The following is a 13,094-nucleotide window of genomic DNA, read 5'->3' as shown; positions in this document are numbered from 1 at the left end:
GTGTGCGGTGACTACGCTTCACTCATTGACCCGGCGAGCCAGGCTGTTTGCGCTGTCGATCAACACCCGTCGGTAGTCGTTGTAATGCGCGGTGGCGTCGGCCCGGGGCGCGACGATGCACAGGGTGGCGATGCACAGCCCCTGCTTGTCCCTGACCGGTGCGGCGAAGCAATGGGTGAAGGTGTCGGCGATGCTGTTGAACGAAAAGAAGCCCTCTGCATGGGCCTTGCGGATCTCGGCGAGGAAGGTGTCCAGCGGCAGCCGCGTGCCGTCCGGCAGGATGAAATCCTCGGGGTCGATCAGGTCGATGATCGCCTGATCGCTCAGGTGCCCCAGCAGCAGGCGCCCGGAGGCGGTCCACGGGATCGGTGCGTCCTCGCCGATGTCCGAGGAAATGCGGAAGTGCCGGGCGCCTTCTTTCATCAGGGCGACGGTGTATTTGCGGCCGTTGAGCAGGCACATCTGCGCGGTTTCGCGGGTCTGCTCGACGATCTCGCCCAGGCTGATTTCGGCCTCACGGGTGAAGTCGAAGTGCCGCAAGTGTGCCTGCCCGAGAAAATACAGCTGGCGCCCCAGATAGACATGGCCGTCCTTGCCCACGTTTTCCAGAATGCGCCGCTCCAGCAGGGACGCCACCAGTTCGTAGACCGTCGATTTCGGGCTGCCGATGCCGCTGGCAATTTCATTCGGGCGCAGGGGCGTGCCCGTTTCCTTGAGGAAATCGAGAATATCGAACGCCCGGTCCAGACCCCGGGCCCGGCGCTTGATGGTGTCTTCGGTCATGGTCGTGCTTTCCATTGAGCTGGGGGTCTCTTTAAAGAAGGCAGGCAGTGTACCGAGGCCGGCATGGCTTCGGAATCCAGCGCGATCCCCTGTAGGAGCGCGGCTTGTCCCGCGAGCTGCTGCGCAGCAGTAGTAAAATCGGCGGACGCGGTGGCTCAGACAGACCGCATATACCGTTTTTACGACGACTTCGTCGCCGTTCGCGGGACAAGCCACGCTCCTACAGGGGGTTATGCGTCAGCTCAGGCCTTCTTCTTGTATGCAATGCAGTCGATTTCGACCTTGCAATCGACCATCATGCTGGCCTGGACGCAGGCGCGGGCCGGGGCGTGTTCGGGTTTGAAGTACTCGCCGAACACTTTGTTGAAGCTCCAGAAATCCCGCGGGTCTTCCAGCCACACGCCGACGCGCACCACATCTTCCAGGCCGTAACCGGCTTCTTCCAGAATCGCCACCAAGTTCTGCATCGTCTTGTGGGTCTGCTCGACGATGCCGCCATTGATGATTTCGCCATTCTCGGCGGGCACCTGGCCGGACACGTGCAGCCAGCCATCGGCCTCTACAGCGCGGGCAAAAGGACGTGGCTGACCGCCACCTGCCGTGCTGCCGGCGCCGTAACGTGTAATGCTCATGAAATATCTCCTTTGATCGAGCGTTTAAAACCGGATGTTCTTGAGGAATTCTGTCAGGCGCGCCGATTTCGGCTGCTCGAACAGGGTTTTGGGTGGGCCTTGTTCCTCGATGCGGCCCTGATTCATGAACACGATCTGGTCCGACACTTCGTAAGCGAAGCGCATCTCGTGGGTCACCAGCAGCATGGTCATGCCCTCTTCCGCCAGGCCCTTGATCACGCTGAGCACTTCGCCGACCAGCTCCGGGTCCAGCGCTGAAGTCACTTCGTCGAACAGCATCAGGCTTGGGTTCATAGCGATGGCGCGGGCGATGGCCACCCGCTGCTGCTGACCGCCGGACAGCTGGCCTGGATAGTGATTGCGGCGCTCCAGCAGGCCGACCCGCTCCAGCCATTTTTCAGCCAATGCAACGGCCTGATCCTTGGGCAGCTTTTTCACTTTCAGCAAACCCAAGGTGACGTTTTGCAGCGCGGTCAGGTGCGGGAACAGATTGAATTGCTGGAACGCCATGCCAGTCATGGCGCGGTGCCGGGCGATGACTTTTTCGGGGTGGCGCACGCGTTTGCCGTTCACCTCGCTGTAGCCGATGTCTTGCCCTTCCAGGCGAATGTGCCCTCCCTGAAATTCCTCCAGCAGGTTGACGCAACGCAGCAGCGTGGTCTTGCCCGAGCCACTGGAGCCGATCAGGGTCACCACGTTGCCCTTGTTCATGTGCAGGTCGACGCCCTTGAGCACTTCCACAGGGCCATAGGATTTGTGCAGCCCTTCGATGCTCAACAACGCCGGTGCGGCGCTCGCGGTTTGAGTCTGTGTCATGGCAAGGCCACCCGTTTTTCGATTTGCCGCCCGAGGAGTTCGATGGCGTAGTTGATGACGAAGAAAAGGAATCCGGCGAACAGGTAAAACTCAAGGGTCATGAAATTACGCGCGATCACCTGTTGCGTGCTGAGCAGCAGTTCAGCCACGCCAATCACCGACAGCAGGGTCGACGCCTTGACGATTTCGGTGGACGAATTGACCCAGGTCGGCAGGATCTGGCGCAGGGCCTGAGGCAGCAGCACGTAGCTCAGCGACTGGCTGAACGTCAGGCCGATCGCCTTACCGGCTTCCAGTTGCCCCCGGGGAATGGCCTGTAACGCCCCGCGCACGATTTCCGCGACGTGGGAGCCGCAGAACAGCGTCAACCCCAATGCGCCCGCATTGAACGCCGAAATCTGCCAGCCCAGCGCCGGTGCCATATAAAAGCAGGCCAGCACCAGGACGAAGACTGGCGTGCCGCGAATCAGGTCGACGTAGGCGCGAAATGGCAGGCGCGCCCACCACTTGCCGTAGGTCAGGATCAGACCGGCAAACACGCCGATCACGGTGCCGCAGATGATCGCCAGGCCCGCGCATTGCACGCTGGTCAGAAAGCCGTTCCACAGCGCCTCGCGAGCCGTCCACAGTTCATGCAGCCAGGTCGGTTGTTCGTACATGTCGGCCTCCTAGCGGCGAATCGCCAAGCGCTGTTCGAGGTAGCGCAAGAGCATGGCGATGAGGTAACAGGCAGCCACGTACAACGCTGTGGTCACCAGCCAGGTTTCGATCACCCGGTAGCTCTCGACGTTGATCTTGCGCGCGTAATAAGTCAGTTCCGGCACAGCGATGGCGGCCGCCAGCGAGGTGTCCTTGAACAGCGAAATGAAGTTGTTCGACAGTGCAGGCAGCACGTTGCGCAGCATCACCGGCACCAGGATGTAAGCACGCACCTGCCATTCGCCGAGACCGATCGCCAGTCCCGCTTCACGCTGACCCTTGTGAATGCTCAACAGGCCCGCGCGGAACACTTCGGTCAGATACGCCCCGGCATACAGCGACAGGGTGACGATGAACGAAGGAACCTTGTCCAGGCGGATACCCAGACTTGGCAAGGCGAAGTAGATCAGCAGGATCAGCACCAGAATCGGCGTGTTGCGGATCACTGTGACGTACACCGACGACACCCCCCGCAGCGCGCGGTATTTCGACAACATCGCAAACGCCGCCATCAGGCCGATGACGCAACCAATGGCAATGGAAATCAGCGCCAGCTCGAGGCCAAGCCCCAGTCCCGCCAGCAGACTGGGAAAATCCCGCCAGACTGCCGCAAAATTCAACTGATAATTCATGGTCAGGAGTACCTGGGACGGGAAGACACAACGGCCTTCCCTGCCCCGTCAATTACGGGTCGCGTTACTTGTACTCAACCGGAAAACCGATCGCCGGGCTCGGCAACTCAACGCCGAACCATTTCTTGAAGGATTCCGCGTAGGCCGGGAATTCCACGCCGGTCATGGCTTCATGCAGCGCGGTATTGACGAAGTTCAGCCAGTCCTGATCGCCGCGTTTGACGGCGCAGGCGTAGGTCTGCGGACTCCAGGCGAAGGCTGGCGAACGGTAGCGGCCAGGGTTCTGCACCATCAGGTATTTGACCGAAGACTGGTCGGTGGCAGCGGTGTCGGCACGCCCGGAGTTGATGGCCTGGTACATCAAGTCAACGCTGTCGTACTGATCGACCTTGGCCTTCGGCAGCGCCTGATGCACCAGCTCTTCGGCGTAAACGTTCTGCAACACCGCAACGGTCACGCCATCGCCAGCGGCTTTCAGATCGTCAATTTCTTTGTACTTACTGTTAGCCGGTAGCAGCAGCGCCACGCCTTCACGGTAATACGGCAGCGTGAACGCCACCTGCTGCGCTCGACTGGCGGTGACGGTGATGAACTGGCAGCTCATGTCGACTTTGTCGGTCAACAGGTTGGGAATTCGTGGATCGGACGACTGCACCACGAACTCGACTTTGCTCGGGTCATTGAACAGGCCTTTGGCGACAATGCGCGAGATGTCGATATCAAAACCCTGCAACTTGCCGTCGGCGCCCTGGAAGTGCCACGGCGCGTTGGTGCTGCCCGTCCCCACGACCAGATGGCCGCGCTGCAGCACGCTGTCGAGCTTGCTGTCGGCTGCGTGGGCAGTGGCCGCCAGTGTGGCTGTCGTTGCCAGGACGAATGCACAAGCTTTCAGAAAAGAAGGTCCGCGATGCATGTGATGAACTCCGCCGAGAAAATGTTAATTCCGTTATAACGGAAACGAGTATGTAACAACGGAATGGACAGCAGGAAGTGTGCCACAGATCGCGCGTGAAATCCCATTAAGGCAAACCCTTGAGATTTCAATGGCGTAGACGCGGTCGCATAAAAAGGGGAACGATTTACGGCGCTCACGTGCGCTACCAATCACCACGCGCCTGTGTTTCGCGGCCCCACCGTTGTGCGTGGCGCGCCGCAATTGGGCGTGTGCAGGATGAGTGAGGTCGCAACCAAGAGCGCACGGACTGAAAGGACGAAGGTCTATCAACTCGCCATCGGATTGCAGCCCCTCGAAGGATGCAGTTCGCTACGCTGAAGCTATCAAAAACGGACCGCTTGCCACCCAGATTCAAATCAGCGGGAACATTGGCACCGTACGTGCTTCGAAGTCTTGTATGAAGCTTTTATGACAACCTTGTGACCTGGCCAATACGGTGCGCATCACAACGGTTGTACGGTGGAGGAATATCCAATGAAAGAACGAGCCACAGTCATTTGCCGTCGAGACGACCAGATCTTGTATGTGCGCAAGCCCAAGGCGCGCTGGACGCTGCCGGGTGGCAAGGTCGAGGCCAATGAGTCTCCGGCTCAAGCGGCGGCGCGCGAATTGCGCGAAGAGACGGGTTTGATTCTGCAGGATTTGTCGTACATCACACGCTTTGAGGGCGGGAGCGTGCTGCACCACGTGTTTGAGGTGTCCGTCACCTTCATGGCGACACCGACCCCAAAAAACGAAATTGCCGACTGCAAGTGGTTCACCGCCAAAGAGCTCAACTCGCTCAAGGTCAACCCTTCGGTGAAGTCGATCGTCAAAGCGTTTCTGGTTGACGCGATTTCCTAGTCGCCAGCTGTCGAGTACATCCCTGTAACCGCTTTCCTTAGATAGAAGCGATGCCCACCTGACCGGCCCGAGAAAAGATCTCTGCCGTCGTCAACTGACGGCAAGCCAATACCCTGATTTTTCATTGGACAAAAAAAGGCCAGCTATGCGCTGGCCTTTTCGGTGTTTCGTCTGGCTCCACGACCTGGACTCGAACCAGGGACCCAGTGATTAACAGTCACTTGCTCTACCAACTGAGCTATCGCGGAATGCGAGCTATCTTACTGATTGAAAAAGAGAAGTCAAGCAACAGGATAAAAAATCTTCTGTCCGCCGAACCGGACTTGAGCCTCCCCTTCCACGCGCCAATGGCGAAGGAAGCGACGTCTTTCCTGCGCCAGCCAATGAACGGCTGGCAAGTGACAATCTCCTCACCTACTCGCGTCGAGCGAATCCGCCAGCAGCGCCTCGATCCATGCCACCTGGCGCTCCATCGTTTGCACCTTCTCTTCAGGCACGACCTGCCGCGCGCGGTCAAAGCCCTGCAGCGTGCGCTGTTTCAGGCGCAGCAGACGCTGCCACTTGAGCAAAAAAGCAGCACTGCGGATGTGCATCTGCAACGGGCCGAAGAACAGCTCTTCCTCGCCGTACGTCACCGGGCCGCTGCGGTCGGCGACGATGATTTCGTAATCGAAACGGTTTTCCCGCAGCACCTCCTCGACCACGATCCGGTAGCCGTTTTCCATCAGCCACCGCCGCAGCGGCTGTTCGCCGCCATTGGGTTGCAAGATCAGCCGTGCGTCATCGTCCAAACGTGCCTTGCCGTTGTCGAGGATATCCCGAATCGTTTCCCCGCCCATGCCGCACAGGCTGATCGCGGTAATCCGGTCTTCGGCTTCGATCGCGTCCAGGCCATTGGCCCGACGCACGATGATCCGTTGGGCGAAGCCGTTCTCGCGCACCGTTCGCGTTGCGGCCTGAAACGGCGTCAAGGCCACTTCACCGGCCACGGCCGCGTCGATCAGACCACGACGCATCAACGCCACGGGCAGGTACGCGTGATCCGAACCGATATCGGCCAGCCTGGCGCCCAATGGTACGTGGGCGGCGACGCGCGCAAGGCGCCTGGACAAGGATTGCTCGTTCAACGTTCACGCGCTCCGTCTCTACATCCGGCGCAGGTGCCGGATCGGGGCGCGATTGTGTCGGGTGCAACGGCGCATTTCAAACGCAGATGCTCAGCACAGCCGCGCAGGCGCGGCATCCCTCAATGGGCGTCGCCCTCCACGCTGCTGTCTACCACACGAATTTCGTTCAGCCCGACCCGCGCGGCCTGCTCAATGATCTCATCCGGCGTTGCGTCGCCATTGGGCATGATCAAGCTGTTCTCTGCATCGCCGAAATGCAGCTGCAGCAGATGCATGGCCGCTTCGTGCACCGGCAAACTCGGTTGTTTAAGTTCAAAGCAATGGGCCCGGGCTTCGCCGTTGAAGGCGTATTCGACGTCATAGGTGTGCATGGTCAGTCCTTATTAGAGAAAAGTCAGCGAATATCCTGACTGGCAGGTCAGCTTTTAGTTCAGCTTTTTGCCCACTACCCACAATTCGTCGAGCTTGGTCGTGTAGCTCCGACTCATCAACTCCCGCCGCATCGCCCAACCGGGCTCATACGGGACGCTGGCGCATCTAAGCGTTCCCCTGCCCCATTTGCCGTTTATCGCGTCCAGCACCTCCATTACCTTGGTCGCTGTCGCCGGTTGCGCGGATGCAAACAGATCATCGGTAAATTCGCCGGGTTGGCGCAGGTCCATCAGCAACACCTCGGCCTTGCTGTACCGATAGCCGGGGCGGAACAGGCGATTGACTGCTTCAGTCGCCGCCTTGCTCATCAATCGCACGTCGTTGGTGGGGTACGGCAGCTCCACCAGAGCGGCGTTGGCGTACCGCGCTTCATCCGGGTTGAACATGCCCGTGCGGATGCTGACCCTGATTTTCTTGCACAGCGAGTGTTGCGCACGGAGCTTTTCCGCGGCGCGCTGCGTGTAGGTGGCCACGGCCTGCTGCAGCGACTCAATGTCCATTACCCGATCACCGAACATGCGGCTGCAACAGATTTCGTGCCGGGGTGCTTGCGCTTCTTCGAGGGTCAGGCACGGGGTTCCGGCGAGCTCTCGCGAGGTCTTTTCGATCACCACGCTGAATTTCTGCCGCAGCATCCAGCGATCGGCGCGCGCTAGGTCCATGGCGGTTTCGATGCCCATGGCGTTCAAATGCGTTTTCATCCGCTTGCCAATACCCCACACGTCACTGACATCGCTGCTGCGCAGCACCTCGTCGCGCACGGCGGGATCGCACATGTTGAAAACACCCTGATCTTCGTCAGGCAGTTGCTTGGCAATATGATTGGCCAGCTTGGCCAGGGTCTTGGTCCGCGCGATGCCCACGCCAACCGGCAGGCTGGTGTGCTTGAGAATCGTTTCGCGAATGTCACGGCCGAAACCGGTCAGATCGCCGGGGATGCCCGTCAAATCGGCAAATGCCTCGTCAATGCTGTACACCTCGAGCGACGGCACCCGCGACTCGATGATGGTCATGACCCGCTCGCTCATGTCGCCGTACAGCGCGTAATTGCTGCTGAACGCCACCACGCCATGGCGCCGCAGCTCATCCTTGATCTTGAAATAGGGCGCGGCCATCTGCACAAACGGTTTGGCGTCGTAGCTGCGGGCAATCACACAGCCGTCGTTGTTCGACAGCACCACGATCGGGGTTTTCGCCAAATCGGTGCGGAACACCCGCTCGCAGCTCGCGTAAAAGCTGTTGCAGTCGATCAGCGCGAAGACCGGCTCACGCTTTGCCATGGGCACGGATGCTGTGCTTGACGACACCCCAGATCATCAGGTCGTCGCTTTCCAGCACACGGCGCGGCGCGTAGGCCGGGTTTTCGGATTTCAACATGACGTCCGCCCCGCGCATGTGCAGCCGTTTGCACACCGCCTCCGTGTTGAGCGACGCGACCACGATGTCACCGTGCTCGGCGTAAAGGCTTCGGTCGACGATGACCAGATCGCCACAGAAGATGCCGGCACCCTGCATGCTGTCGCCTTCGATTCTGACCAGGTAAACGTGGGGTGCGCGGATGTCGAACAGCTCGTCCAGCGAGAGGTGCTTTTCGATGTGATCGGCGGCCGGAGACGGGAACCCGGCAGCGGCGTGGGAGGAAAAATAGGGCAAGCGTTCGCCGCCAGCCTTCAACGGACCCAGAACGGTAAGACTCATGATGTGTGCCTTGTTTGAATAACTGTATGCATATACAGTTAACGCCGTGACCGGGCTTTTGGTCAATCTCACGACAACACATTTCGACGGGTGACACATGTGCGGGCGGTATTCGATTTATGAGTCGATGGATCACTACCTTAAAGAACTGGCGCCGACCCAGCTGGTGATCAACGGCTACGACCTGTGGCCCATCGAGCGCTACAACGTGGCGCCGACCACCCGCGTGGAAATCATTCGCGCCACCGATGCGGGGTTGAAAGTGGACAAGGTGCGCTGGGGCTGGTCGCCCGCATGGGCCAAAGGCAAGCGGCCCGATCCGTTCAACGCCCGGGTCGAAACGGTAATGGACGGCACGTTCTTCAACAGCCTGTGGCCGAAACGTCGCGTGCTGGCGCCGGCCAACGGCTGGTTCGAATGGGTGAAGGATGCGCACAACCCCACAGTCAAAAAGCCCTTTTTCATTCGCCTGAGAGATTCGGCGCCTTTATTCTTCGCCGGTCTGGCGGACGTCCATGAAGGTCCGGCCGACGAGCGCGATGGCTTCGTGATCATGACCACCGCCAGCGACACGGGCATGCTCGCCCTGCATGACCGACGCCCCGTCGTGCTGACGCCCGCCCACGCCCGAGAATGGCTCGACCCGACGACCTCGAACGCACGCGCCGAACAGCTCGCCCGAGAAGGCTGCCGCTCCACCGACGATCTGACATGGGACGCTGTGGGCAAGGACGTCGGACGCGCCGACGCCCAGGGCCCGCAACTGATCAGGCCGCTTGAAAAAATGCCTGCCCCGCCTCGCGATCTGTTTGCGAACGACGAAGACTACGGATGAGGGTGCGCACCCGGCGCTGGTTGTCACCGGCCACTGAGCCAACACGCCGCAGCCTCGGGCCAGACCGCCATACAACTGTCGCCCGACTTGTGCGACAATGCGCGCCAATTCCAGTTTGAACCCCCGCTTTTATGCCTCAGCAGCTCAGCCTACATGCGCAGATGCTGCTGTTCGACGTATGCCCGATGGATCAACTCAAGCTCCGACTGGAGCGAACTGGAAAAACTCGGAATCGGTCTCAAATCGGTATCAGAGAATTCCAGCAACAGCCAAGTTATTGATAGGTAAACGCTTTGATTTCCACAGCTAACATCACGATGCAGTTCGGCGCCAAGCCGCTGTTCGAGAACGTTTCGGTCAAATTCAACAACGGCAATCGCTATGGCCTCATTGGCGCCAACGGCTGTGGCAAATCCACCTTCATGAAGATCCTCGGCGGCGATCTGGAGCCGTCGGGCGGTCAGGTGATGCTCGAGCCGAACGTACGCTTGGGTAAATTGCGTCAGGATCAGTTCGCCTACGAAGAATTCACAGTCATCGACACTGTGATCATGGGCCATGAGGAGCTGTGGAAGGTCAAGGCCGAGCGCGACCGCATCTACTCGCTGCCGGAAATGAGCGAAGACGACGGCATGGCCGTGGCCGAGCTGGAAACCGAATTCGCCGAGATGGACGGTTACACCGCCGAATCCCGTGCCGGCGAGCTGTTGCTGGGTCTGGGCATTCCGCTGGAGCAGCATTTCGGGCCGATGACCGAAGTCGCTCCGGGCTGGAAACTCCGCGTGCTGCTGGCGCAGGCCCTGTTTTCCGATCCGGAAGTGCTGTTGCTCGACGAACCGACCAACCACCTGGACATCAACACCATTCGCTGGCTGGAAACGATTCTGACGGCGCGTAACAGCACCATGATCATCATTTCCCACGACCGTCACTTCCTGAACAGCGTCTGCACCCACATGGCCGACCTGGATTACGGCGAACTGCGTCTGTTCCCCGGCAACTACGACGAGTACATGACTGCGGCGACGCAGTCCCGCGAGCAATTGCTGTCGGACAACGCCAAGAAGAAAGCCCAGATCGCCGAATTGCAGACGTTCGTCAGCCGCTTCTCGGCCAATGCCTCGAAAGCCAAGCAGGCCACGTCCCGCGCCAAGCAGATCGACAAGATCCAGTTGGCCGAGGTCAAGCCGTCTAGCCGCGTCAGCCCGTTCATTCGTTTCGAGCAGACTAAAAAGTTGCACCGCCAGGCCGTGACCATCGAGCAGATGTCCAAAGGTTTCGACGGCAAGACGTTGTTCAAGAACTTCAGCTTCACCGTCGAAGCCGGCGAGCGCGTGGCGATCATCGGCCCGAACGGTATCGGCAAGACCACCCTGCTGCGCACGCTGATGGGTGAACTGACCCCGGATTCGGGCTCGGTGAAGTGGACCGAAAGTGCGGAACTGGGCTACTACGCCCAGGATCACGCCCATGATTTTGAAGACGACGTCAGCCTGTTCGACTGGATGGGCCAGTGGACCCAGGGCGAGCAGATCATCCGCGGTACTTTGGGCCGGATGCTGTTCTCGAACGACGAGATTCTCAAGTCGGTCAAGGTCATTTCCGGGGGCGAGCAAGGCCGCATGCTGTTCGGCAAGCTGATCCTGCAAAAGCCGAACGTGCTGGTGATGGACGAACCGACCAACCACCTGGACATGGAATCCATCGAAGCGCTCAACCTGGCGCTGGAGAACTATCCGGGCACGTTGATCTTTGTCAGCCACGACCGTGAGTTCGTGTCGTCGCTGGCCACCCGCATCATCGAGTTGAGCGCGAATGGCGTGACCGACTTCAGCGGCACCTACGACGACTACCTGCGCAGCCAGGGCGTGGTGTTCTGATTCATGATGCGCCAATGAAAGCCCTGTCCTGGTGACGGGGCTTTTTTATGGGCGCGGGGTGTGTCGGTTTGTGCGGTGTGTGAGTCAGGGCCTCTTCGCGGCCGTCGTTCCTCCGGCGGCTCCTACGGGTTATGTGTTGAGGTTCGGGATCGTTGATCGGCCCTGAATCGCTGGACATGCGTCGACCCAACAAGCTGCGGCCAGCGCAAAATCGGTAGGCGCTGCCGGAGGCATGACGGCAGCGATGGCGGTGGGTCAGTTGCAGATGAGTGGCCTGATACACCGCTTCGCTGCCGTCGTTCCCGGCGGCTCCTACAGGTTTTGCGGGGTGGGTCGGTTGCGCGAGGTGTCAATCCGGGCCGGATTCGGATGCCGCTGCAGGCGTCGTGATTAAATCGTTAGCCTGCTTTCATTTCCGTTGCCCCCGGGCGATGATGGCGCACTCCCACCGCGCCTGCGAAGAGCCCCCATGTCCGCCGCCCTGCCGCCCGATACCTCGCCTCAGCACACGAACTCAATGGCGATCACGCTGCAAATCGTCTCCATCGTCCTCTACACCTTCATTGCGTTTTTGTGCATCGGGCTGCCGATTGCGGTCATGCCCGGGTATGTCCACAACCAACTGGGTTTCAGCGCCGTGGTGGCGGGTCTGGTGATTGGCTCGCAGTACCTGGCGACATTGTTCAGTCGACCCGTGGCGGGCAGGATCTGCGACACCATCGGGACCAAACGCGCCATCGTGTATGGCCTGGCGGGGATCGTGGCGAGCGGCGTGCTGACGGTGCTGGCGGTGTTACTGGAAAGCCTGGCGGAGGCAAGTCTGGTCATGCTGGTGATTGCCCGGGTGATCCTTGGGGTGTCGCAAGGACTGATCGGGGTCGGCACGATCAGTTGGTGCATTGGCCAGGTCGGGCCGGAACACATGGCGCGCTCGATTTCCTGGAACGGCATTGCTTCCTACGGCGCGATTGCCATTGGTGCGCCGCTGGGTGTGGTGATGGTCAATGCGCTGGGTTTCATCAGTCTGGGCCTGGTGCTGGCAGTGTTGGCGGCCGGTGCGCTGCTGCTGATTCGCAATAAACCGCCAGTGCCGGTGGTGCGCGGCGAGCGTATGGCGTTTTGGTCGGTGTTCGGTCGGGTCGCACCGTACGGGCTTGGCCTGACCCTCTCCTCCATCGGCTACGGCACGCTGACAACGTTCATCACCCTGTATTACGTAAGCCGCGGCTGGGAAGGCGCAGCCTGGTGCCTGACAGTATTCGGTGTCTGCTTCATCGTGGCGCGACTGTTTTTCATCAATGCCATCACCCGCTTCGGTGGTTTTCGCTCGGCCATCGTCTGCATGTCGGTGGAAACCCTGGGCCTGGTGTTGCTGTGGCTCTCGCCCAATACCGAGGTGGCCTTGATCGGCGCGGGGCTGACAGGATTCGGACTGTCGCTGGTGTACCCGGCCATTGGGGTCGAGGCCATCAAACAGGTGCCTAACAGCAGCCGGGGCGCCGGATTGGGCGCTTACGCGGTGTTCTTCGATCTGGCGCTGGCCATTACCGGGCCACTGATGGGCGCGATTGCCTTGGGCATGGGCTATGACTGGATTTTTCTCTTCGCGGCATTGTTGTCGATGCTGGCGCTGGGGCTGACCCTGCTGTTGTCGCGACGCCCCGCCGTAGACACGCGGGTGTAACCCGGCACCCGCAAACGGCAGCGCAAACGGCTGAACTGCCCGCAGTGAAGTCGGTCGGAACTAGCACATCCCCCGCAA

The 13,094-nt window shown here is 60.1% G+C and carries 14 protein-coding genes and 1 tRNA gene; 4 read left to right on the top strand and 11 right to left on the bottom strand.

Annotation, left to right across the window (positions count from 1 at the left end):
- Positions 1 to 18: 18 nt before the first annotated feature.
- The 6 genes from B3N48_RS16205 to B3N48_RS16180 form a co-directional block, all read right to left on the bottom strand.
- A complete protein-coding gene (locus tag B3N48_RS16205; RefSeq protein ID WP_296185409.1) occupies positions 19 to 783 on the bottom strand; it encodes an IclR family transcriptional regulator in 765 nt (254 codons plus the stop codon).
- A 242-nt stretch (positions 784 to 1,025) separates the two neighbouring features.
- On the bottom strand, positions 1,026 to 1,415 hold the full coding sequence (locus B3N48_RS16200; protein ID WP_296185408.1) for a RidA family protein: 390 nt from the start codon (positions 1,413 to 1,415) through the stop codon (positions 1,026 to 1,028).
- 24 nt (positions 1,416 to 1,439) lie between these two features.
- Positions 1,440 to 2,231: an amino acid ABC transporter ATP-binding protein gene (locus B3N48_RS16195; protein ID WP_296185407.1), complete on the bottom strand. Its 792-nt coding sequence runs from the start codon at positions 2,229 to 2,231 to the stop codon at positions 1,440 to 1,442.
- Positions 2,228 to 2,890 (bottom strand): amino acid ABC transporter permease, encoded by a 663-nt coding sequence (locus tag B3N48_RS16190; RefSeq protein ID WP_296185405.1) that lies wholly within the window; start codon positions 2,888 to 2,890, stop codon positions 2,228 to 2,230. Before B3N48_RS16190 ends, B3N48_RS16195 begins: the two co-directional genes overlap by 4 nt.
- A 9-nt stretch (positions 2,891 to 2,899) precedes the next feature.
- A complete protein-coding gene (locus B3N48_RS16185; protein WP_296185403.1) occupies positions 2,900 to 3,562 on the bottom strand; it encodes an amino acid ABC transporter permease in 663 nt (220 codons plus the stop codon).
- A 64-nt stretch (positions 3,563 to 3,626) separates the two neighbouring features.
- Complete coding sequence (locus B3N48_RS16180; protein WP_296185401.1) at positions 3,627 to 4,475, bottom strand: transporter substrate-binding domain-containing protein; 849 nt, start codon at positions 4,473 to 4,475, stop codon at positions 3,627 to 3,629.
- A 516-nt stretch (positions 4,476 to 4,991) separates the two neighbouring features.
- Here B3N48_RS16180 and B3N48_RS16175 point away from each other — a divergent pair.
- Positions 4,992 to 5,360 carry an NUDIX hydrolase gene (locus B3N48_RS16175; protein ID WP_296185400.1) on the top strand — a complete coding sequence of 123 codons (369 nt, stop codon included), beginning with the start codon at positions 4,992 to 4,994 and terminating at the stop codon, positions 5,358 to 5,360.
- A gap of 172 nt (positions 5,361 to 5,532) precedes the next feature.
- Here the strand turns inward: B3N48_RS16175 and B3N48_RS16170 are convergent.
- From B3N48_RS16170 to B3N48_RS16150, 5 genes are all read right to left on the bottom strand, one after another.
- Positions 5,533 to 5,608: transfer RNA gene (locus B3N48_RS16170), tRNA-Asn, on the bottom strand.
- A gap of 162 nt (positions 5,609 to 5,770) precedes the next feature.
- Positions 5,771 to 6,487 carry a tRNA (adenine(22)-N(1))-methyltransferase gene (locus B3N48_RS16165; protein ID WP_296185397.1) on the bottom strand — a complete coding sequence of 239 codons (717 nt, stop codon included), beginning with the start codon at positions 6,485 to 6,487 and terminating at the stop codon, positions 5,771 to 5,773.
- A gap of 119 nt (positions 6,488 to 6,606) precedes the next feature.
- Positions 6,607 to 6,858 (bottom strand): hypothetical protein, encoded by a 252-nt coding sequence (locus B3N48_RS16160; RefSeq protein WP_296185393.1) that lies wholly within the window; start codon positions 6,856 to 6,858, stop codon positions 6,607 to 6,609.
- A gap of 54 nt (positions 6,859 to 6,912) precedes the next feature.
- Entirely contained in the window at positions 6,913 to 8,199 is a 1,287-nt protein-coding gene (gene umuC / locus B3N48_RS16155) for a translesion error-prone DNA polymerase V subunit UmuC (protein WP_296185392.1), read from the bottom strand.
- Positions 8,186 to 8,617 (bottom strand): LexA family protein, encoded by a 432-nt coding sequence (locus tag B3N48_RS16150; RefSeq protein WP_296185391.1) that lies wholly within the window; start codon positions 8,615 to 8,617, stop codon positions 8,186 to 8,188. Before B3N48_RS16150 ends, umuC begins: the two co-directional genes overlap by 14 nt.
- A 97-nt stretch (positions 8,618 to 8,714) precedes the next feature.
- Between B3N48_RS16150 and B3N48_RS16145 the strand changes: the two genes are divergently transcribed.
- The 3 genes from B3N48_RS16145 to B3N48_RS16130 all read left to right on the top strand — a co-directional run bounded on the left by B3N48_RS16145 (position 8,715) and on the right by B3N48_RS16130 (position 13,016).
- The gene (locus B3N48_RS16145; protein ID WP_296185390.1) at positions 8,715 to 9,452 is read left to right on the top strand and encodes an SOS response-associated peptidase; all 738 of its coding nucleotides are present in this window, start codon (positions 8,715 to 8,717) and stop codon (positions 9,450 to 9,452) included.
- A 293-nt stretch (positions 9,453 to 9,745) separates the two neighbouring features.
- The gene (locus B3N48_RS16135; protein WP_296185388.1) at positions 9,746 to 11,332 is read left to right on the top strand and encodes an ABC-F family ATPase; all 1,587 of its coding nucleotides are present in this window, start codon (positions 9,746 to 9,748) and stop codon (positions 11,330 to 11,332) included.
- Between the two features lie 469 nt (positions 11,333 to 11,801).
- A complete protein-coding gene (locus B3N48_RS16130) occupies positions 11,802 to 13,016 on the top strand; it encodes an MFS transporter (RefSeq protein ID WP_296185386.1) in 1,215 nt (404 codons plus the stop codon).
- Positions 13,017 to 13,094 lie beyond the last annotated feature (78 nt).

This window comes from Pseudomonas sp. UBA1879, from assembly GCF_002338065.1.
Lineage (GTDB): Bacteria > Pseudomonadota > Gammaproteobacteria > Pseudomonadales > Pseudomonadaceae > Aquipseudomonas.
Note: the sequence above shows the minus strand (reverse complement) of the source record. Positions and strands in the feature narration are given on the sequence as shown.

Bases quoted from the DNA above. Each gene is read 5' to 3' on its own strand.
- B3N48_RS16200 (WP_296185408.1), bottom strand. From the start codon at position 1,415: ATGAGCATTACACGTTACGGCGCCGGCAGCACGGCAGGTGGCGGTCAG.
- B3N48_RS16145 (WP_296185390.1), top strand. From the start codon at position 8,715: ATGTGCGGGCGGTATTCGATTTATGAGTCGATGGATCACTACCTTAAA.
- B3N48_RS16175 (WP_296185400.1), top strand. From the start codon at position 4,992: ATGAAAGAACGAGCCACAGTCATTTGCCGTCGAGACGACCAGATCTTG.
- B3N48_RS16185 (WP_296185403.1), bottom strand. From the start codon at position 3,562: ATGAATTATCAGTTGAATTTTGCGGCAGTCTGGCGGGATTTTCCCAGT.
- B3N48_RS16180 (WP_296185401.1), bottom strand. From the start codon at position 4,475: ATGCATCGCGGACCTTCTTTTCTGAAAGCTTGTGCATTCGTCCTGGCA.
- B3N48_RS16150 (WP_296185391.1), bottom strand. From the start codon at position 8,617: ATGAGTCTTACCGTTCTGGGTCCGTTGAAGGCTGGCGGCGAACGCTTG.
- B3N48_RS16190 (WP_296185405.1), bottom strand. From the start codon at position 2,890: ATGTACGAACAACCGACCTGGCTGCATGAACTGTGGACGGCTCGCGAG.
- umuC (WP_296185392.1), bottom strand. From the start codon at position 8,199: ATGGCAAAGCGTGAGCCGGTCTTCGCGCTGATCGACTGCAACAGCTTT.
- B3N48_RS16160 (WP_296185393.1), bottom strand. From the start codon at position 6,858: ATGCACACCTATGACGTCGAATACGCCTTCAACGGCGAAGCCCGGGCC.
- B3N48_RS16205 (WP_296185409.1), bottom strand. From the start codon at position 783: ATGACCGAAGACACCATCAAGCGCCGGGCCCGGGGTCTGGACCGGGCG.
- B3N48_RS16130 (WP_296185386.1), top strand. From the start codon at position 11,802: ATGTCCGCCGCCCTGCCGCCCGATACCTCGCCTCAGCACACGAACTCA.
- B3N48_RS16195 (WP_296185407.1), bottom strand. From the start codon at position 2,231: ATGACACAGACTCAAACCGCGAGCGCCGCACCGGCGTTGTTGAGCATC.